General features: G+C 53.3%; 17 protein-coding genes and 1 pseudogene. 12 read left to right on the top strand and 6 right to left on the bottom strand.

The features are described from left to right. Position 1: 1 nt before the first annotated feature. Complete coding sequence (locus K9N21_15715; protein ID MCF8145363.1) at positions 2-1,345, top strand: sigma-54 dependent transcriptional regulator; 1,344 nt, start codon at positions 2-4, stop codon at positions 1,343-1,345. A 204-nt stretch (positions 1,346-1,549) separates the two neighbouring features. On the opposite strand, the gene K9N21_15710 is transcribed toward K9N21_15715, so the two are convergent. The 6 genes from K9N21_15710 to K9N21_15685 form a co-directional block, all read right to left on the bottom strand. Next, complete coding sequence (locus K9N21_15710) at positions 1,550-1,723, bottom strand: hypothetical protein (protein MCF8145362.1); 174 nt, start codon at positions 1,721-1,723, stop codon at positions 1,550-1,552. Positions 1,724-1,959: 236 nt separating this feature from the next. Next, positions 1,960-2,253 carry a hypothetical protein gene (locus tag K9N21_15705; GenBank protein ID MCF8145361.1) on the bottom strand — a complete coding sequence of 98 codons (294 nt, stop codon included), beginning with the start codon at positions 2,251-2,253 and terminating at the stop codon, positions 1,960-1,962. Positions 2,254-2,720: 467 nt separating this feature from the next. Continuing rightward, positions 2,721-3,029 (bottom strand): hypothetical protein, encoded by a 309-nt coding sequence (locus tag K9N21_15700; GenBank protein MCF8145360.1) that lies wholly within the window; start codon positions 3,027-3,029, stop codon positions 2,721-2,723. A gap of 158 nt (positions 3,030-3,187) precedes the next feature. Continuing rightward, entirely contained in the window at positions 3,188-3,427 is a 240-nt protein-coding gene (locus tag K9N21_15695; GenBank protein MCF8145359.1) for a sulfurtransferase TusA family protein, read from the bottom strand. A gap of 123 nt (positions 3,428-3,550) precedes the next feature. Beyond that, positions 3,551-4,750 (bottom strand): YeeE/YedE family protein, encoded by a 1,200-nt coding sequence (locus K9N21_15690; GenBank protein MCF8145358.1) that lies wholly within the window; start codon positions 4,748-4,750, stop codon positions 3,551-3,553. A gap of 20 nt (positions 4,751-4,770) precedes the next feature. Continuing rightward, positions 4,771-5,199: a hypothetical protein gene (locus K9N21_15685; protein ID MCF8145357.1), complete on the bottom strand. Its 429-nt coding sequence runs from the start codon at positions 5,197-5,199 to the stop codon at positions 4,771-4,773. Between the two features lie 464 nt (positions 5,200-5,663). Here K9N21_15685 and K9N21_15680 point away from each other — a divergent pair, with 464 nt between their 5' ends. From K9N21_15680 to K9N21_15630, 11 genes and pseudogenes are all read left to right on the top strand, one after another. Beyond that, a complete protein-coding gene (locus tag K9N21_15680; GenBank protein ID MCF8145356.1) occupies positions 5,664-6,953 on the top strand; it encodes an ATP-dependent 6-phosphofructokinase in 1,290 nt (429 codons plus the stop codon). Between the two features lie 632 nt (positions 6,954-7,585). Continuing rightward, positions 7,586-8,803, top strand: coding sequence for a sulfate adenylyltransferase (gene sat / locus K9N21_15675; GenBank protein MCF8145355.1), 1,218 nt, complete (start codon positions 7,586-7,588; stop codon positions 8,801-8,803). A 182-nt stretch (positions 8,804-8,985) separates the two neighbouring features. Next, positions 8,986-9,420, top strand: a complete 435-nt coding sequence (gene aprB, locus K9N21_15670) for an adenylyl-sulfate reductase subunit beta (protein ID MCF8145354.1) — start codon at positions 8,986-8,988, stop codon at positions 9,418-9,420. Between the two features lie 19 nt (positions 9,421-9,439). Further along, on the top strand, positions 9,440-11,323 hold the full coding sequence (gene aprA, locus K9N21_15665; GenBank protein MCF8145353.1) for an adenylyl-sulfate reductase subunit alpha: 1,884 nt from the start codon (positions 9,440-9,442) through the stop codon (positions 11,321-11,323). A gap of 531 nt (positions 11,324-11,854) precedes the next feature. Next, positions 11,855-13,123: a CoB--CoM heterodisulfide reductase iron-sulfur subunit A family protein gene (locus K9N21_15660; GenBank protein ID MCF8145352.1), complete on the top strand. Its 1,269-nt coding sequence runs from the start codon at positions 11,855-11,857 to the stop codon at positions 13,121-13,123. A 4-nt stretch (positions 13,124-13,127) separates the two neighbouring features. Next, positions 13,128-15,359, top strand: a complete 2,232-nt coding sequence (locus tag K9N21_15655; GenBank protein MCF8145351.1) for a hydrogenase iron-sulfur subunit — start codon at positions 13,128-13,130, stop codon at positions 15,357-15,359. Between the two features lie 654 nt (positions 15,360-16,013). After that, positions 16,014-16,604, top strand: coding sequence for a 4Fe-4S dicluster domain-containing protein (locus K9N21_15650; protein MCF8145350.1), 591 nt, complete (start codon positions 16,014-16,016; stop codon positions 16,602-16,604). Next, positions 16,601-17,479, top strand: coding sequence for a CoB--CoM heterodisulfide reductase iron-sulfur subunit B family protein (locus K9N21_15645; GenBank protein ID MCF8145349.1), 879 nt, complete (start codon positions 16,601-16,603; stop codon positions 17,477-17,479). Before K9N21_15650 ends, K9N21_15645 begins: the two co-directional genes overlap by 4 nt. A gap of 392 nt (positions 17,480-17,871) precedes the next feature. Beyond that, on the top strand, positions 17,872-18,255 hold the full coding sequence (locus K9N21_15640) for a GxxExxY protein (protein MCF8145348.1): 384 nt from the start codon (positions 17,872-17,874) through the stop codon (positions 18,253-18,255). A 42-nt stretch (positions 18,256-18,297) separates the two neighbouring features. Next, positions 18,298-18,567: a hypothetical protein gene (locus K9N21_15635; protein MCF8145347.1), complete on the top strand. Its 270-nt coding sequence runs from the start codon at positions 18,298-18,300 to the stop codon at positions 18,565-18,567. A gap of 180 nt (positions 18,568-18,747) precedes the next feature. Continuing rightward, positions 18,748-18,828 (top strand): annotated as a pseudogene (locus K9N21_15630) (SEC-C domain-containing protein). Positions 18,829-19,882 lie beyond the last annotated feature (1,054 nt).

Raw genomic sequence — 19,882 nt, 5'->3', positions numbered from 1 at the left:
GATGGAGCATACCAAGATCCTTATTGTGGATGATGAATTGATCATGCGGGAATCCCTGGCCGGATGGCTTCAACGGGACGGGTACCATGTGGAGAAGGCGGCCAGTGGAGAAGAAGCCCTGGAAATGCTGAAGGGCGTCAAGTTCGACATCCTCCTGGTGGACATGAAGATGGAAGGGATGAGCGGCCTGGACGTACTGCGGAGTGTCCGGGAGAGCGATCCGGACGTGGCCGTGGTGATCATTACGGCGTTCGGTTCCATCTCCACGGCCATCGATGCCATGAAACAGGGGGCCTATGACTATCTTCTGAAACCCTTTGATCCCAATGAACTGGGGATGCTCATTGAGAAAATCGTGCAGCGTCAGGCCAGGGAGCGGGAAACCCTCTTTCTTAAAGAGGAGTACAGGGAGAGGACCCGGTTCGAAAATATGATCGGGCAGGCTCCTTCTATGCAGAAGGTATTTGATTTGGTGCAGGACGTGGCCCCCAACGATGCGACGGTGTTGATCCTGGGCGAGACCGGAACGGGCAAGGGTCTTGCGGCGAGGGCGATCCATACCCAGAGCCCCCGTTCAGAGGGACCTTTTGTGGTGGTCAACTGCGGCGCCTTTCCAGAGCATCTTCTGGAAAGCGAGTTATTCGGATATCAGAAAGGGGCCTTTACCGATGCCAAGACCACCAAGAAGGGCCGGCTGGAACTGGCCCACCAGGGGACCCTCTTCCTGGATGAGATCGGCGAGATCAGCATGCGGATGCAGATCGACCTCTTGCGAGTCCTGGAGGACAGGGTGTTTTACCGGGTGGGGGGCACACAGCCGATAGAGGCGGACTTTCGGGTCATCGCCGCCACCAACAAGAACCTGGAGGAGGCGATCAAGGAACGAACCTTTCGGGAAGATCTCTATTATCGGTTGAATGTGATCGCTTTTGCCATGCCGCCGCTGAGGGAACGGAAAGAGGATATCCCTCTCCTGGCGGAACATTTTCTCAGGCGTTTTGCCCAGGAGACCAACAAGGATATCGACCAGATCAGCCGTGAGGCCATGGACGAAATGATGCTGTATGAATGGCCGGGGAACGTGCGGGAGCTGGAAAACGCCATTGAGAGGGCGGTGGTTATCGGCAAGGAAAGAAAGATTATGCCCGAGGACCTCCCCATCTTCCGCCAGGAATATATTGAGTCTGTCGAGGATCAATCCCTGAAATCAGTGGAGCGGGAGCATATCGCCCATGTACTCAAAAAGAACGGATGGAACATCTCCAAAAGCGCAGAGATCCTGGGCATTGACCGGACCACCCTGTATAACAAGATCCGGCGCTACGGCATAGAGAGGGCGGACTAAAGGCGCTCTGCCTGAGCCTCATCACCTGCCTTCGACCCATCCTCCCAGCCGTTTTTCACGAAGCTTCAGATGATATTTTCAAGTCTTACAGCCTTCACCAAAAGGCTTTACGGTTCCGCTTGTGGACCACCTTGGATGCAAGCCGCTATCCAATCGACAATCAGAAATCGACACGCATAAATCCTATGAGGTCTTTTTCCGCGGCTACCACCAGGAGACGACCTTATCATTGGCAAAGATCGTATTGATAAGCCTCTCATAATCCACCGGGCCGTCATAAAGCGGAAACTCGGAGGCCTCGTTTCCTTCCGACAGGATGGCCATCAGGGTCTTGGTGGTGTCATCCGGCTCTGACTTCAATATGTGCAGCAGTTTCATATCAGGCTCCTAAAGCGGGTAACCGCAACCAAAGTGGCTCTCGAGTGATTGTCTCCAGACATCTGGAATGTTGGAATAATGGAAGGTTGGGAAAGGAACCTGGATCACCCAGGAAAGGTTTTTTTCCTTAAACCCATTATTCCATCATTCCATACTTCCATTATTCCAAATTCAAGACGTCACCCTCCCACAATCATCTGCTTGTTTTTTGTTACAGAAAACCTCGGAATAAGGGCCTAAAAGGGTATGATGAGATCCATTTCTTTCAGCTTCCGCCCGATTTCTTCCAGACTCAGGTACTGAAAGCCGTGCTCGTCCGCGTTTATCCTGTTGTTGGAGAAGTACTCACATTCCATATCCTCCAGCCATTCCAGGTTTTCCTTGTACTCCTCGGTCATATCCACTTCCACGTCGATGACGAACATATATGCGTAGAAATTCTCAACCGCCAGGCCGAGGGTGGAGCGGGATCCTTCCCAAAGATCTTCTTTCCTTCGCACCAAAAAGGCCACATGTTTGACGTCTTCCATCTGTATGACTCCTCCTAAGGCGGCCTGACGGCCGCAACCAATCCCGCCATGCGGGACTCACACCCCAGTACCATTTTCCGAAGCTACCCCAGAGCAATCGGTCCTCCGGAATTGCACAGGGCATGCGGGGTAAACAAAGCCACCAAGACACAGAGATTTTTTTGTCTAAAGGCTATTAAAGAATAAGGAGCAAAACCTCTTCGCGCCCGCCCCGTAGCTCCGGCAGATTTATCCGCCGTGAGTCTGGCAGATGGTACTGGGGTCCTTTGTTTACCCCGTGAAATGCTGCTATGCAGCCTCCGAAGGAGGATTTCACTGGGGCGCCTTGGCCCCGTTAACTTTTTATCCCGTCAAACCATGTCTCGTTTAACTGGGACCGGAGTGACAGCGATAGCGTAGTTAACCGGGGCGGTTCAACAGAACTTCTCCGCATGGTGTCCCGCAGGGCGGGATTGCAAACAAAGAAGCTAAAATGCCACGTACCGGTCACACTCTTCAATCAATTCGCCATGCCTGGCCTGGGTCCCATAATCCTTTTCACCGATTCCCACCACCGGCGGTTTGAGATTATGACTTTCAAACCCCACATTGCAGAGGGACATCTTGGCCAGACCTTCCAGTTCTCCGAAACGGGGGTCCTGGGTCAACAAGGTCCCCAGATGGGTAAAAAACAGGATGACTTCCACGTCCCCCATATTTTTTGCCGCCCCGCATAGCGCAATCAACTTATCCAGGTGTTTATTGGAACTGACAAGAATTCCCAGTTTTTTGGACATATCCTACTCCTAAGGCGGCCTGACGGCCGCAACCAATCCCGCCATGCGGGACTCACACAAAGCCGCTAAGACACAGAGATTTATTTGTCTAAAGGCTATGACCGGATAATGGCCCCTCAAGACTTCTCCGCATCATGCAGAGAAGTTAATCCAAGGATCTATTTCACCTTGAGATAAAAGTGGGTGAATCCATCATCATCCTTTTCGCCGAGGTATTCGTGCCCGGCCTTTTTGGCAAAGCCGGGAAGGTCGTTTTTCGTGCCGGGGTCCGTGCCCAATATCTCAAGGACTTGACCCGACTTCATCTTGCCCACGGTTTTTTTTGTCTTAAGCAGCGGCATGGGGCAGCTCAGCCCTCTGCAGTCCAAGGTTTCATCCGGTGTAATGTCGGTGGTCATGATACCCCCCTCCTCATATGAGTTATTTTATTGCAAACACTTCAAGATATAAGATGGCACCCTCATCTATTATTCGGATGGATCCATCAGCGGAATATCCGCCTGGTTTGCCTTTTAACGCGGTTACATTTCAACAGTGAACTTGTCGGTTTCCTCATTCCACGTGGCAAGGAGATAATAGGCGCAAAGGATCAGGAACAGGATCACCAGGGTCCACATGTAAGTGAAATAATGCGGCATAAACGCCCTGGTGCCGATCAGGGCCGTGAATCCTTCGGAGGAATTGATCAGGGTCTTGAAAAGGGATGTGGACAGGGAAAAACAGATCACGGCGATGATGAGCTTGATCTGACCTTCCCCGGCCCTCCAGACCGAACCGCTTCCACAGCCTCCTGCCACTACCATGCCGAAGCCGAAGACAATGCCGCCCACCAGGCTCCCGAACCAGAAGGTCTGGGTCACGTAGACCGCTTCCCCCCTGAGGCCGGTCCATTTCAGGACCGCAAAGCCCAGGACGCTTATCATGAGGCTGATGGCGATACCCCTGGGCACCTCCCCCTCGCCGGTCATGAAGGGATCCCTGAACCCCCGGACAAAACAGAACCGGCATCTTTGAATGATCACTCCGAAGGCAATGCCGCACAGGAGGAGTCCCCCAACCCGGGTAAGGGCCTGGCGGGTATAAAGCCAGGCGCAAAATACGGCAAAGATAAATACGGCCGCACCCATATAAGGCTCAATGCGAAGCCAATTAAAGGCGTTTTCCCTTTTCTTGGACTGACCCGCGCCGGAGGCCCCTGACGGCAGGTGCTCCAGCTCCCAGTATATATATCGGAGCCCCAGATAAGCGCCGACGAATAGCCCCACCATCATGGCAAGCCCGCCAAGAGAGAGGGCGCTGAAGGCCGTATAAAAACCACCCACATTGCAGCCGCCGGCCATGGCCGCCCCGATGCCCATCAGGGTTCCGCCCACGACGCCCTTGAGGAGTTCCAGGGGGGGCGCCATTCGAATGGCAAATTGTTTGGACATCAGCGCTGCGCCAAAGGCGCCCCAGAGAAGTCCCAGGGTCAGGATTGAATTGGTGGAAATGAGCGGGGAAAGCGGCGGAACCTGGTAAATCCCCACCAGGCTGAAGAACCAGTCCCCCCAGTTCCTGAGCCCGCCGGCCACGCCCCATGGTCTGGCCCAGGCAAAGGTGATCACACTCATGATGCCGATCAGGACACCGCCGAACCATATGGGCCAGTTTTCAAAAAAGATTTTCTGATAGGCCTGCCTCAAAAGACCGGCCATTACACTGTCGTTACGTTCATCATTCATGATAATTATTCCTGATGGGGTTAACAGCCTTCGTCTTGTTCAATCACAAATGTCTTCTTCTTGGCAGGAGCCGCCCGGGGAGGCGAAGGAGTGGGTGGCGCGCTCTTGCCTCGGCCCGCTTCCTGCCTCGGTGAGACATCGGGCGCGATCAGATCGGCATTTTTTTCCACCTTGCCGGCCAGGGCGAACAGTGTCGCCAGGTCATAATATCTCCACGCGATCGTGAAGGTAGGATCCGCCTGGATGGCCTTTCGAAAATACTCCTTGGCATCCAGGTATTTTCCCCTCTCATAGGACTGTTGACCAAAGCGGAGCATCTTGACGGAAAGGGCCTTGTCAGGCGCCGGCGGTATCTGTGATTCGGCTGAGACGTATGGCGAAGGAAAGCAGAGGGCAACGGCAAATAAGAGAAAGAAATGGAATTGACGGGATATGAACGGGAACTTCATAGCCACTCCTCTTGCTTGGGGTTGCTGTTTGTCGACAGCCTTCCCCGGGTCAATAAACGCCGGGACCGGCTGAAAACGAATACAAATAAGTCTAAGGGTTTTCTGAGAAACGTAAAGGATACGTGCAGCAAAACGTCTCAGGTATGACGCAACCGAACCTCCCCGATTCATTTGCCGTAAACAACCGCTGCCGGCTGACTGAATGGAGAAATTACATTCATGTTGAGCCGGAATTGCTTGCTTTTTTATGAACTTGAGGGGAGATAATATAGCGCACCGGTCCCGCATGTCAAGAGGTTTTACCACAAAATGTGGACTCCTTGCATGGATAGGGGATGCAGTTTATGTTGTTGACACCCATTCCTCTTTTACGTATCTTCACGCTTGCAGCACCACCCAACCGAGATGGGGTCCCCGGCGTTTGAAATCTTAACGCCGTCGCCACCCGCGAAAAGAGAGATTAAATGGAACTGAATGAACTGGACATGGAAGTGTCGAACCTCGGGGAATGCCGGATTGCATCTCCCATGGGTTCGCCCGATTTCCTCAACGATGAGGAACGGGTCCCGTTTCACTCCACCCTCACGGAAGCGGAGGCCATCCTCAAGGCGGGCAAATCCCTTCTTTCGTTTGAAATGGCCGGACCCAGAAAGAAGATCTATTTCGATCCCTCGAAGCTCAAGTGCGGCATCGTCACGTGCGGGGGCATCTGTCCGGGGTTGAACGACGTGATCCGCGCCATTGTACTGAGTCTTTATCATCATTACGGCGTTCCATCGGCATTCGGTTTCCGGTACGGATACGAAGGCCTCTCGCCGTCATATCGGCATCCCCCTATGGAACTGGATATCGAGAAGGTGTACGATATCCACTTGAAAGGGGGGACGATCCTGGGTTCATCCCGGGGGCCTCAGGATGTGGTGGACATGGTGGACACCCTCGAACGGATGAACATCGGCATTCTGTTCACCATCGGGGGGGACGGCACCCTGCGGGGAGGGGAGGCCATTTCCGAGGAGATCTATCGACGCGGCCTCAAGATCAGCGTGATCGGCATCCCCAAGACCATTGATAATGATATCTCCTATGTGGAAAAATCATTCGGGTTCGAGACCGCAGTCGCCGAGACGCGGACTTCCATCTACTCGGCCCATGTGGAGGCCGAAGGCGCCCGGAACGGCATCGGACTGGTGAAACTCATGGGGAGAGAGTCCGGGTTTATCGCGGCCCATGCCACACTGGCCAACAGCGACGTCAACTTCTGCCTGGTGCCGGAGGTTCCTTTCGGACTGGACGCATTTTTATCCGCTCTTAGTGAGAGACTTGAAAAGAGGCGCCATGCCGTCATTGTGGTGGCCGAAGGTGCGGGGCAGGGCCTCCTGGAGAAGACCGGCGAGCGGGATGCATCCGGCAATGTCCGCCTCACGGATATCGGGATCTTTTTGAGAGATCGGATCAGGACCTATTTCAAAGAGAAAGGGGTTAAGATCACCCTGAAATACATCGATCCCAGTTACACCATCCGGAGCAGGCCGGCCAATCCTCATGATTCGGTATTCTGCCTCCTTTTAGGCCACTGCGCGGTGCATGCGGGGATGAGCGGCCGGACCAATATGGTCGTGAGTTACTGGAACGGCGAATTTGTTCACGTGCCCATACCTCTGGCCGTTTCAAAGCGAAAGCACGTGAATCCGGAGGGCCGGTTGTGGAGCAGTGTATTGGAATCCACGGGACAACAGAGGGAGATGGCCTGATATTGTGTATGCCTGCGGCCGACGGCGCCCTTTTACACTGTGTAAAAAATATGGACAGGTACATGCTCCGCCCTCAAGGTTTTGTACCCCGAAGAACCCCTATTCTCTTGTGTCCCAGAGGTGTTTAAGGGACATAATGCATGTCGCGCGACTGGCATAGCCGTTGCAAAAACCAGCTTGGATTTCTGTCCCTCTGAGGTCCACACAAACCCGGATAAGCGAGAAGTGGGCGCGCACGGTCAAGAACAGCCCGTGGCATGCGTGTTCTGTATTTCGTGTTCAACTGTCGGTGTCCCGTCCAAAAATGCAGCGGTCCGGTATGCCACCCTATACGCCAAATGTACGGGTGCAACCAAAAGACCCCGACAGGAGAATTGGATGTTTTAGGAATTCACTAATAATGGCAACATGTTATACACAAGAGCGATATTTGGGGCAAAGGATCGCAGCGACCCGGAAGGCTTTTTAAAAGACGTTCGGAATTTAATGTTGATTTTTTCTTGACACCCCCCAAAAATCATATATAAAGGACCTTGTTACAAAATGCACAAGGCTTGTCCGCGAGAAGAATTTAGGTGAAAGTTCCGCCCATCCCGGGCCAGAACCATATCCCAAGAAGAGGAGGATGTTGTATGTCAAATCTCATCGCACCGCATGGCAAAGAAGAAAAGTTGATTCCGCTATTATTGGAGGGAAGCGAACTCCAGGCCGAGACCGAAAGGGCCAAGACACTTAAGCAGATTCCAATCACCTCAAGAGAGACCTCCGACCTTATCATGTTGGGGATCGGCGCCTTTACGCCCTTAACCGGTTTTATGACCAAGGCCGATTGGAAGGGCGTATGTGACAACTTCCTCATGGCGGATGGGACCTTCTGGCCTATCCCCATAACCGTTTCAACTAATGACGAGGATGTAAAAGAAGGGGATGAACTGGCCCTGGTGGACGTAGAAACCGGCACCACCATTGCCACCATGAAGGTCACCGAAAAATATACTATTGATAAGGAGTATGAGTGCAAGGCCGTGTTTACCACGACGGATATGGAACATCCCGGGGTGGCAAAGGTCATGGCCCAGGGCAAATACAACCTTGCGGGACCGGTTAAGGTCCTGAGCGAAAGCTATTATCCCGAGCACTTTAAGGGCCTTTATCAGCGGCCGGCCGAATCCAGGAAGATTTTTGAGGACCTGGGATGGAGCAAGGTCGCGGCCCTGCAGCTCCGCAATCCCATGCACCGTTCCCATGAATTTCTGGCCAAGATCGCTGTCGAGGTCATGGACGGCGTTTATATTCATCAGCTGGTGGGCAAACTGAAGGCCGGCGATATTCCTGCAGAGGTCCGCGTCAAGGCCATCCAGGCCCTGGTGGACAACTACTTTGTCAAAGGCACCGTGGTCCAGGGCGGATATCCCATGGAGATGCGGTATGCAGGGCCCAGGGAAGGATTGCTCCATGCCGTCTTTCGCCAGAATTACGGGTGCAGCCACATGATCATCGGGCGTGACCATGCGGGCGTAGGTGACTACTACGGTCCTTTTGATGCGCAGAAGATCTTTGAGCAGATTCCGGAAGGCGCGCTCAAGTGCCAGAATCTCAATATTGACTGGACATTCTTTTGTAACAAGTGCGGTGGAATGGCCTCCATGAAGACATGCCCCCACGGCAAGGAAGACAGAATCCTTCTCTCCGGTACGGTGGTCCGAAAGACCCTCTCCGAGGGTGGAGAGCTGGATCCGAGATTCTCCCGGCCGGAGGTTGCGGCCATACTTCAGGATTACTATCAGAATCTGGAGGAAAAGGTCGAGATCAAGCTGCACGGCGCGGCCACAGGTGATGTGAAGAAATAAACGGAAGGCCACCTTCTCCACCCGGGAAGGTGGCCTTTTCAGTTCTAATGTCGCTGGATTATTGGATAGCACAGAGTATAAAGAGTATCATAGAGAAAGGAGGTGCAAGAGCGCAGAGTTTCCATTGATTGGTGCAATCGTTCAAAGCCTTAAAACCGTTAATTGTTGTAGGAGGTGTAATAATGCCAAGTTTCGTATTTACAGAAAAGTGCGATGGTTGTAAAGGGCAGGACAAAACAGCGTGTATGTACATTTGCCCCAACGACCTGATGGTGCTGGATAAAGAAAAGATGAAGGCATACAACCGGGATCCCTCCATGTGCTGGGAATGCCAGTGTTGTGTCAAGATTTGCCCCCAGCAGGCCATGGATGTCCGCGGCTATGCAGACTTCATTCCCCTGGGCGCCAGCTGTACTCCTTTGCGGGGTTCTCAGGACATCATGTGGACCATCAAGTTCCGTGATGGGAGCATCAAGCGGTTCAAGTTCCCCATCCGGACCACGGAAGAGGGTACCGCCGATCCGTCGGGCGGATATCCCACCCATGACGACCTGAACAGCCCGGCCTTAGCCACCGAGCCTGCTTCTTTAGGACTCGATGCGGTTCCCTCACTATAAAGAAAGGAGGTATGTAGATATGGCAAATTTTGAAACAGTAGAAGTAAAGACCGACCTCCTGATTCTCGGTGGAGGATTCTCGGCATGTGGTGTGGCCACAGAGGCAGCTTACTGGGCCAAGAAAAACGGCCTGAAGGTGACCCTGGTGGATAAGGCCGCCCTGGATCGAAGCGGCGCCGTGGCCATGGGCCTTTCGGCCATCAATCAGTATGTCGGCGTAAAAGACGGGGAGAACACCGTTGAGGATTACGTCCGTTACGTGCGTCAGGACCTGATGGGTGTTTCGCGGGAAGACCTGGTCTACAACATCGCCCGTCACGTGGATTCAACGGTGCACCTCTTTGAAAAATGGGGTCTCAAGATCTGGACGGACGAAGCGGGCAAGTATGTCCATGAAGGCCGCTGGCAGCTCATGATCAACGGTGAGTCTTACAAGATCATCGTGGCCGAGGCAGCCAAAAACGCCATTGCCGATGCGGGCGGCGAGATCTTTGAGAGGGTCTTCATCGTAGAGCCCCTCCTGGATGGCAACAAGTGTGTGGGCGCGGTGGGATTCAGCACCCGTGAAGAAAAAATCTATGTGTTCAAGGCCAAGGCCACCGTTGCCACCATGGGCGGTGCGGTCCACGTATTCCGGCCCAGGTCGGTCGGTGAAGGGTTTGGGCGTTCCTGGTATCCGCCGTTTAATACCGGTTCCAGCGCCTATTTCACCATCAAGGCCGGCGCGGAGATGACCTGTCAGGAAGTCAGGTTTATCCCGGTAAGGTTTAAGGATGCCTATGGTCCGGTGGGTGCATGGTTCCTCCTCTTCAAATCGAGGGCCATCAGCGCGGAAGGCGGCGAATACATGGCAGTCCGGAAGGAAGAACTCAATAACTGGGCTCCCTACGGTCTGGCCAAGCCGATTCCCGCCAACCTGAGAAACTATCTCGGTATGCTGGACGTGGATGCCGGTTTAGGGCCTCTGTATATGGAGACTTCCGAGGCCATTAACAAGATTGCCGATCAGTTCAAGGATGATCCAAAGGCATTCAAGAAGAAGATGAAGGAACTGGAGGCCGAGGCATGGGAAGACTTCCTGGATATGACCATCTCCCAGGCCCATCTCTGGGCGGGTCTGAATGTCAAACCCGAAGAGAAGCATTCCGAGATCGCGGCCTGTGAGCCCTACTTCATCGGCTCCCACTCCGGTGCCTCCGGCGCCTGGGTGAGCGGTCCCGAAGATATGGATACCCCCTACAAATGGGGTTATCCCAATATGTGCACCACAGAAGCACTTTTTGCAGCCGGCGACGCCTCGGGCGCATCCAGCCATAAGTTTTCTTCCGGTTCCCATGCGGAAGGCCGGATCGCGGGTAAGGCGGCCATCAAATACATTGTGGATCATAATACCGAACCCAATGTGGATGCCGCAACGGTGGATGCGATCAAGGCCAGACTTTTGGCGCCTCTGGATCGCTATCAGGAATTCTGCAAACTGACCACTGCTCCTGATATCAACCCCAACTACCTTCTGTGGCGCCAGTTCATGGACCGCCTCCAGAAGATCATGGACGAGTATGCCGGCGGCGTGACCGCGGCCTTCAAGACCAGCAAGGCCAATCTTGAAAGGGCCATGGAGCTGTTCGTGTACCTGAGAGAGGACGCCGAGAAGCTGGCTGCCTCGGATATCTACTCCCTGGAAAGGGTTTGGGAGAATGTCCAGAGGATGTGGCAGGGCGAGGCCCATGTCAGGACCATGCTCTTCCGTGAAGAGACCCGGTGGCCCGGATACTACTTCAGGGCCGACACCCCCAAGATGGACGAGGAAAACTGGCACTGCTTTGCCAACTGCCGGTGGGATCCTGCCAGCGGGGAATGGGAGATGAGCAAGAAGGATATCTGGAACATCCCCGGTGTATAACCCTCTAACCTGAGCTGAACATACTCCAGGCGCCGTTTCCACGGGCGTCTGGAGTATTTCTTTAATTATCGTCAGCAAGCGTTTTAAGTGATCTAAGATGCAATTGCTCAATATCCTGTGGCTGAATGACAGGCCCAGTCCGTAGTCGCCCCGCCTGAGAATGCCCGCAAGGGGTTTATCCGCTGAATATTGAGCTGATATATCCTGTACCTTAAGTATACTTTAGGGTTTTCGCACTTTAGACACTTACATTTACCGTCTCAAAATTATTTAGACTCCCGTCATTCCGGCGAAGCTTGTCCCGGACTCCGATCCCCGCAAGTGCGGGATCTTCGACCGGGAGCCGGAAAACAGGCTTTTTTAGATGCCGCCTAAAGTTCGATAAGTCGAGACTCTCATGAGACAGTTATTCATTGAGCGTATTTGGTCGATGTTCATTTTCGCGTCGCCGTGGTGTGAAAATGAATATTGACGAAATACGCTTTTTGTATTAATAGACCTTTACAAAAAACTACAACCCTGGAGGATACAATGGCAGATGTACAAACGACAAGCCAGACCATCTTGGTGGTCGGCGGAGGCATGAGCGGGATTACGGCGGCACTGGAAGCGGCTGAGGCCGGTCATGACGTGGTGTTGGTCGAGCGGAATCCCTATCTGGGTGGCCGGGTGACCCAGCTATACCAGTATTTTCCAAAGCTGTGTCCGCCCAACTGCGGACTGGAGATCAATTTCCGGCGCATGAGACAGAATCCCAAGGTCCGTTTTTTTACCATGGCCGAGGTCGCGGGCATTACCGGGAGCGAAGGGGATTACGATGTCACTGTCAAACTCGCCCCCCGGTATGTGAATGAGAAGTGCACCTGCTGCGGCAAATGCGCCGAGGTATGCGAGGCCGAAATAGACAACCCGTTTAATTACGGTATGGACAAGATCAAGGCCGCCTACCTTCCCCATGAATTTGCATTTCCCATGAGATATATCCTGGATCCCTCCATCGTGGGGACCGACCAAGGCAAGAAATGCCTCGATGCCTGTGAATACGGCGCTATCGATCTGGATATGAAGGAGACCACCTTTGATCTGAAGATCGGCGCCATTGTCTGGGCCGCGGGATGGAACCCCTATGATGCCGCAAAGGTCGATTATTACGGTTTCGGCGAGTACCCAAACGTGATTACCAATGTGATGATGGAGCGGATGGCGGCCCCGAACGGACCTACAGAGGGGAAGATATTGCGGCCCTCCGACAAGAAAGAACCCAAGACCATCGCCTTTGTCCAGTGCGCCGGGTCCCGGGACGAAAACTATCTCCCCTATTGCTCGGGCATTTGCTGTCTGGCGTCGCTTAAGCACACCACCTATCTCAGGGAACAGCAGCCCGACTGCGAGGTCACGATCTTCTTCATAGACATCAGGGCCCTGGACAGGCTGGAGGATTTCTATGTCAAGGTCCAGGCGGATGAAAAGGTGGCCTTTATCAAGAGTAAGATCGCCAATATCACCGAGGACGAGGAGACCGGAAATCTGATCCTGGAAGGCGAAAACACCCGGACCGGGGAGCAGATCCTCATGAACTTCGATATGGTGGTATTGGCCACCGGCATGGTGCCCAACCGGATCGAAATTGAACCGGCTCCCGATGTTTCCTACGATGAGTACGGATTCCTTATCAACAATCCGGAGCAGCCCGGTATTTACGGCGCGGGGTGCGTCAGAAGACCCACCGATGTCGCTTCGTCCGTACAGGACGCCACAGCAGGGGCCTTAAAGGCTATCCAATCAATCGCGAGGAGGTAACTCGATGGACAAAAAGACGGCAGTTTATATTTGCACCGGCTGCGGCATCGGAGATGCCCTGAATATAGAGCAGCTCAAGGAAGAGGGTACCGCGGACTCCGGTATCGATATCATCAGGGACCACCCTTTTCTGTGCGGCCAGGAAGGTGTCGACCTTATCAAAAAAGATATTCAGGACGAGGGGGTCAACACCGTCGTTATCGCCGCATGTTCTTACAGGGTCAACTATGATGTGTTTAATTTCGGTCACGATGTGATTGTTCAGCGGGTCAATCTGAGGGAACAGGTGGCCTGGAGCCAGGCCCCGGGAGAGGAAGACACCCAGATGCTGGCTGAAGACAATCTCCGGATGGGCTGTTCTCAGGCCAAAGACACCCAGTGGGTTCAGCCGTATAAGGCCGAGGAGGAATATTCCAAAGACATCCTGGTGGTGGGCGGGGGTCTGGCCGGAATGACCGCGGCCCTGGAAACGGCCAGTGCGGGATACCAGGCCATCCTGGTGGAAAGAGAGGACAAGCTGGGGGGCTTTCTGGGCAGGATGAAAAGCACCATTACCTCTCCCTATAAAGCGCTTTCAGACAACAACGCGGCAGCGTTGATCCAGTCGGTGGAAGACGAGCCCAAGATCAAGGTCTATACCTCTGCGACGGTGGAAAAAATAAGCGGCGGCCCGGGCCTCTTTTCAGTTGATATCAAGGCCAACGGAAACAGCGCCACGGAAAGGGTCGGGGCCGTTGTTCAGGCCACGGGCTGGGTCCCCTATGACGCCAACAAATTGGGGCATCTGGGGTACGGCAAGTTCAAGGATGTGGTCACCAATGTGGAGATGGAAGAGATGGCCGCGGCAGGAAAGATTACGCGGCCGTCGGACGGCGGCGACGTCAAAAACGTCCTCTTTATCCAGTGCGCCGGATCCAGGGATCCCGACCACCTCCCCTACTGCTCATCGGTCTGCTGTCTGGTCTCCATGAAGCAGGCGACCTATTTGAAGGAGCAGAATCCCGAGGCAGTGAACTATATCCTGTATAAGGATATCCGCACGGTGGGGCAGTCCGAGGATTTTTATCGAAAGGCCCAGAACGACGGGAATGTATTTATTCGAGGCGCGGCCACAGAGGTGGGCGAGGCCGGGGGCAAGCTCTTTGTGGAGGCCGATGATGAGCTGTTGGGCGATAAGGTCAAGATCGAAGACCTGGACATGGTTGTACTGGCGGTCGGCATGGTCCCGGCCTCCAGGCCCGTGACCACCCCCAGGATCAAGGCGCCCTCCGATACCGAAGGGGCCGATGAAAACGGGATGATCGAAGTGGCGCCCGACACCGGGTTTTTTGCCAACAGCGCCCTTCACCTGGCCTATCGCCAGGGTCCTGAACTCCCCACCCTGAAATATGGGTTCCCGGATTCCCACTTTATCTGTTTCCCCTATGAAACCCGGCGGACCGGCATTTATGCGGCCGGTTGTATTCGGCGGCCGATGGAGACGATCAAGGCCATCGAAGATGCCGCGGGCGCGGCCATGAAGGCGATCCAGTGTACCGAGGCCACGGCCGAGGGGAAGGCGGTCCATCCCAGGGCCGGGGATATGACCTTTCCCGAGTTCAACATGCAGCGGTGCACCCAGTGCAAGCGATGCACGGAGGAATGTCCCTTCGGGGCCATCAACGAAGACGAAAAGGGCAACCCTCTTCCCAATCCCACCCGTTGCCGGCGGTGCGGCGTCTGTATGGGGGCCTGCCCCGAGCGGATCATCTCGTTCAAGAACTACTCGGTGGGGATGATCGGAAACATGATCAAGACGGTGCATGTCCCTGAAGAGGACGAAGAAAAGCCTAGGGTGCTCTGCCTGGTCTGTGAAAACGACGCCCTCCCTGCCCTGGATATGGCCGGCATCAAGCGAATGAAATGGAGCCCCTATATCCGGTTCATTCCCATGAGGTGCCTCGGTTCCATGAACCTGGTCTGGATTGCAGATTCGCTCTCCAGGGGCATTGACGGCATCCTCCTGTTCGGGTGCCGCCACGGAGACGATTACCAGTGCCACTTTGTCAAGGGGAGCGAACTGGCCAATACGAGACTGGGCAAGGTGTCCGAGACCCTGGACCGGTTGGCCCTGGAGTCGGACCGGGTGAGGTTTGAGGAGGTGGGGATCACCGATTATCATAGGATTCCCGGCATTATCGATGAATTCATGACCAAACTCGAGGAGGTCGGACCCAACCCGTATAAGGGGTGGTAGCAGGAATTTAGGAATTATGGGGTTGAACCGCCAGGTGCGCGAAGGCCGCAAAGAGGGGTATTGTTTTAAAGCCCTTACGGCTTTGTGTAGGTCCGGCCTTGGCGGGATTGGTTGCGGCTACGCCCCATTAGCAGTGCCTTATTTCCTGGGTTTCTATTACAAAAAGCAAGAAAATCCTTATAAGGGATGGTAGCAGGGATTCAGGAATTCAGGAATTGAACCGCCAAGTACGCGAAGGCCGCAAAGAGGGGTATTGTTTTGTTTTGATCCTGGAAGAAGGATCCCATGATCAAAACAGGCCAGGTCCTGGCGGACGGGAGTTCTATACGCCAACAGAATGTAAGCAAAAGAGTATATGTTTCTTTGTGTCTCTGCCTGTCGAAGATGCCGCTAAGCGGTGCCCTGTGAAACCGTTTTTCACTCTTGTTTCACCGGGGTGTCTCTGTTTACCCCGCATGCCCTGTGCAATTCCGGAGGACCGATTGCTCTGGGGTAGCTTCGGAAAATGGTACCGGGGTGTGAGATATTTTTTGGTTGTGGTTGTGCTGCGTTAGGTTTATGTTGATCCGTGTAGGTAAGAAAGGGGACATCCTGCACCGAGAACCCTCAATCGTCAATCAGCAATCATCAATATTCAATTAAAAGGGGTTGCTTATGGAAAACAAGGTCAACTACGATCCCTCGTTTGCCGAGGAGGTCTTCCGGAATGTGGATGCCGGAGATGAGATCAAGATGTGCATGAACTGCGGCGTCTGTGCGGGGTCGTGCCCCCTGAGGGAGCATATGGATTATCCCCCGAGGCAGATCTTCGGGCTCATCCGGGCGGGCAAGAGGGAAGAGGTCTTAAACAGCCAGTCCATTATGCTCTGTACTTCCTGTTACACCTGCGTGGTGAAGTGTCCGCGAGCGATCCCGGTCATGGATGTCATGCACGGGTTGGCCCATTATGCCCTCAAGCAGGGGTATGTCCCCAGGAAAGACACGGCCGCCTTTGGAGGGGAATTCTGGAAACAGGTCTACAGGCTGGGCCGCATTGACGAAAAGGACCTGCCCAGACGGGTCTTTTTTTCCGGAGGGCTCATCGAGGGCGTCAAGGGGATGCTCAATTTTATGGATATCGGCATCAAATTGATGCTTCACCGGAGGATGAAACTCCTCCCGGAACCAAAGATCAAAGGGATTCAGTCCCTCCGGAAGATGCTGGACAAGGCGGAACGGTTAGGAAAAGGAGGGGCCATCGCATGAAATATTTCTTATACTGGGGATGCAGTTTAGAGGGTACCGGGGCCAATTTTCTCGTCTCGCTGAAACCCGCCTGCGCGGCCCTGGGCATGGAATTCGAGGAGATCGAGGACTGGAACTGCTGCGGGGCGAGCGTCTCCTATGCCGGGGCCAATGACCTGGCCATCAAGGTATTGAACGCCCGAAATCTGGCCCTGGCAGAGGCCCATGCCGGTTACGACATTGTTGCGCCCTGCAGTTCCTGCTACATACAGATGGTCAAGGTGAATCATGAGATTCAGGAAGATCCGGAACTTCTGAAGCAGGTGAATGAGTGTCTTGCCGAGGGGGGCCTGAAGTATAAAGGGACCATCAAGGTGCGGCATATCCAGGATGTGCTGTATAATGATATCGGGGTCGACCGGATCCGGGAAAGGGTGGTCAAGCCGCTCAATGGACTTAAGGTGGCCGGATATGTGGGATGCCAGTCGGTGAGGCCCTACGGGGAATACGACAGCGTCAACAAACCGGTGGTGGAGGATCGCCTCCTTGAGGCCCTGGGTGCAGAGGCGGTGCCGTTTCCAAAGAAGATCCAGTGTTGCGGGTCGGGCATTTTTCTCCCCGAGATCGACTACTGCATGAAGCTGGTGAAAAATATCCTGGAAGACGCCCGCAAGCACGGCGCACAACTGATCTCTACGGTCTGTCCCATGTGCGCCATGAATTTAGAGATGTATCAGGGCCGGATCAACGACGCATACGGGACCGATTTTGATATCCCGATCGTCTACCTGACCCAGTTGATGGCCGTGGCATTCGGTATGGATCTTAAAAAGGATGCGGCCCTCAATTACAATATCATCCCCCCCGAAGGCATATTACAGGCCGCCATCGGGTGAACTGCCATGCGTATGGATTAAAAAAAACCAGATCCCTGTCCCGGGGCGGAAGGGATTTGGTTTTTTTTTGAATGAAAAACCTGTTCTCACACAGAGCCCACAGAGGCACAGAGTATTAGCAGAAAAGAATCAAGGAATTTTATCTGTGACCCTGTGTTCTCCGTGTGATATTTCTTTTTTTTTGGTTTTGTGCGAGATGTCTATCAGAAGTGTATGGTGATAGAGTTGGACCGTATGGGGCTAAAGGTCCAATCAGAATGAACAACCTGTTCTCATACAGAGCCCACAGAGGCACAGAGTATTAGCAGAAAAGAATCAAGGATTTTTCTCTGTGACCCTGTGTTCTCTGTGTGATGTTTCTTTTTTTTTGGTTTTGTGCGAGATGGGATGCGATGGATCTGAATTTCATTACATCGCAAATTATCCAGGCTGCAATTGCAGTACACAAAGCTTTAGGCCCTGGACTCCTCGAATCCGTCTATCAGAAGTGTATGGTGATAGAGTTGGATCGTATGGGAATAAGGGTCGAATCAGAAGTTGAACTCCCTATTTTTTATCGCGATCAGAAAATCACGGATCTTGGATTTCGTATTGATTTGCTTGTTGAATCCGTGATAATTGTTGAACTGAAATCTGTCGAGACAGTCAAACCTGTTCACAAGAAACAGTTGTTGACGTATCTGCGACTGGCTGAAAAGGAAATCGGCCTGCTGATTAATTTCAATGAAGTTCTTCTTAAGGATGGTATCTCAAGAATAATAAATAAACCTCTGTGACCCTGTGTTCTCTGTGTGATATGAAATTCGATTGGAGAAAATATGAACGATCAGGAAAACCCCAAGTGTAAGCACTGCAACGTCGAGATGAAAAGGTGGCAGCCCCCGGCCGATTCCACGTGGGCCGATACCTTTTTGTGGGTCTGCTTTAATGATGAATGCCCCTATTTCAAGCGGGGATGGGAGCATATGATGGAAACACAGGAGGCCAAGGCCTCGTACCGGCACAGCCTCAACCCGAGGACAGGGGCCGCCGGTCCCTTGCCGTGCTGGTCCTATGATGCGCTCAAAGACCGGATTATTGAGGATTGACAAAAAGACAGTGCCTAAAGTGAGCTAAAGTGTTTAAAGTTAACGAAGTTTGTCAATTAGATGTGGCGTGTAGAGTTCACTCCCGGGTGGGGGCCTCAGCAGCATTTCCTCGGGTCCCCTCCGCTTCTTTTTGTCCCTTTTGTCACTTCAGTCCTTTTGGGGTCCCTTAATCCCATGAAAAAAATCGGAAGAAATGATCCCTGCCCCTGCGGCAGCGGGAAGAAATTCAAAAACTGCCATCTGGGCAGGGAAGACGAACTTACCCTGGACGGGATGGGGGAGTTTTCTCCTGAAATGAGCGCCCGGATTACGGAACTGCCGAATGTCCGGTATGGCCGGTCCCAGGAGATGCTGGAAGAACTGGATATCCGGCAGCTGACCGGGGTGACTGCAGGCGTGAAATTTATTGATCTGGATGCGTATAAGGCCCTGGACCTGTTTCATCACAAGACCGAGGGAAAAGAAGAGGGGGGGACCGGCGGGGTCTTTGTCAATATCCTGAAAACACAGCCGACCGACCCCGAAAACCTCTATATTGCCATATCCCCGGAGATCAGCGACAGCGCTCTGGTGCATCAACTGGCCCACCTCCTCGACTATTTGGGGGGCTCAAAGCTGATGCCCGGCCTGGCCAAGCCCATCAGTTTCGACATGGGGGTTCCGGTGGAACATATCGAGCATCCCCATGAATTCGGCTACTGGCTGGACTATCTTCAGCAAAAATTCGATGTGGAGCTGGATGCCGATGATACGATCGTCTCTTATCTCTATGCGAACGAGATGCTCATTAAGGGTTCGGACATCGAGCGACAGGACCCGGTGATCGTGAAGTCCAAATCCGACCGGATCATGCGGTTTCTAAGCGAACGCAGCGCCGAGATCGACGCCCTCATCTGCGAACGGCCGGGGTATATCGGCTCCAGAGTGAAAAAAGATTGAGTCGGCCAATAAGTTATCGGCTGAATCGATGGTTGCAGGTACAACGGGACCATGCGTGTAGATGGTCATATTTTTATGTCTCACACCCGCTTCGCTTGAGCGCACAGAGATCACAGAGATTGAATTTTTCTTTGCCATGGCATGTCAGGGTTTGATCAGAATCCTCCTCTCAAGGATTCTGATCAAAAAACTCTGTGCCTCAGTGGGCTCTGTGAGAGATTTTTTTTAATATCAAGCTTGATGGTCTCGTAAAAAGTAAAAGTTAATTAAACGATTGAAATAATTGTAAATAGACTCATTTTTAGCTTGCTTTTTGCCCTACATTTTGGTATAGAAATAGACCAGTTGTTAACCCATTGTAGGTGAAAAGCATGAT

It is taken from the genome of Deltaproteobacteria bacterium (assembly GCA_021737785.1).
Taxonomy (GTDB): Bacteria; Desulfobacterota; DSM-4660; order Desulfatiglandales; family Desulfatiglandaceae; genus AUK324.
The sequence above is the reverse complement of the archived record's forward strand: the minus strand, read 5'-3'. Positions and strand labels throughout refer to the sequence as shown.

Coding starts and splice junctions, on each gene's coding strand:
- K9N21_15705 (MCF8145361.1), bottom strand. CDS start 2,253: ATGGAAGACGTCAAACATGTGGCCTTTTTGGTGCGAAGGAAAGAAGAT.
- K9N21_15640 (MCF8145348.1), top strand. CDS start 17,872: ATGGATCTGAATTTCATTACATCGCAAATTATCCAGGCTGCAATTGCA.
- aprA (MCF8145353.1), top strand. CDS start 9,440: ATGGCAAATTTTGAAACAGTAGAAGTAAAGACCGACCTCCTGATTCTC.
- K9N21_15695 (MCF8145359.1), bottom strand. CDS start 3,427: ATGACCACCGACATTACACCGGATGAAACCTTGGACTGCAGAGGGCTG.
- K9N21_15710 (MCF8145362.1), bottom strand. CDS start 1,723: ATGAAACTGCTGCACATATTGAAGTCAGAGCCGGATGACACCACCAAG.
- sat (MCF8145355.1), top strand. CDS start 7,586: ATGTCAAATCTCATCGCACCGCATGGCAAAGAAGAAAAGTTGATTCCG.
- K9N21_15700 (MCF8145360.1), bottom strand. CDS start 3,029: ATGTCCAAAAAACTGGGAATTCTTGTCAGTTCCAATAAACACCTGGAT.
- K9N21_15715 (MCF8145363.1), top strand. CDS start 2: ATGGAGCATACCAAGATCCTTATTGTGGATGATGAATTGATCATGCGG.
- aprB (MCF8145354.1), top strand. CDS start 8,986: ATGCCAAGTTTCGTATTTACAGAAAAGTGCGATGGTTGTAAAGGGCAG.
- K9N21_15650 (MCF8145350.1), top strand. CDS start 16,014: ATGGAAAACAAGGTCAACTACGATCCCTCGTTTGCCGAGGAGGTCTTC.
- K9N21_15635 (MCF8145347.1), top strand. CDS start 18,298: ATGAACGATCAGGAAAACCCCAAGTGTAAGCACTGCAACGTCGAGATG.
- K9N21_15680 (MCF8145356.1), top strand. CDS start 5,664: ATGGAACTGAATGAACTGGACATGGAAGTGTCGAACCTCGGGGAATGC.
- K9N21_15660 (MCF8145352.1), top strand. CDS start 11,855: ATGGCAGATGTACAAACGACAAGCCAGACCATCTTGGTGGTCGGCGGA.
- K9N21_15685 (MCF8145357.1), bottom strand. CDS start 5,199: ATGAAGTTCCCGTTCATATCCCGTCAATTCCATTTCTTTCTCTTATTT.
- K9N21_15690 (MCF8145358.1), bottom strand. CDS start 4,750: ATGAATGATGAACGTAACGACAGTGTAATGGCCGGTCTTTTGAGGCAG.
- K9N21_15645 (MCF8145349.1), top strand. CDS start 16,601: ATGAAATATTTCTTATACTGGGGATGCAGTTTAGAGGGTACCGGGGCC.
- K9N21_15655 (MCF8145351.1), top strand. CDS start 13,128: ATGGACAAAAAGACGGCAGTTTATATTTGCACCGGCTGCGGCATCGGA.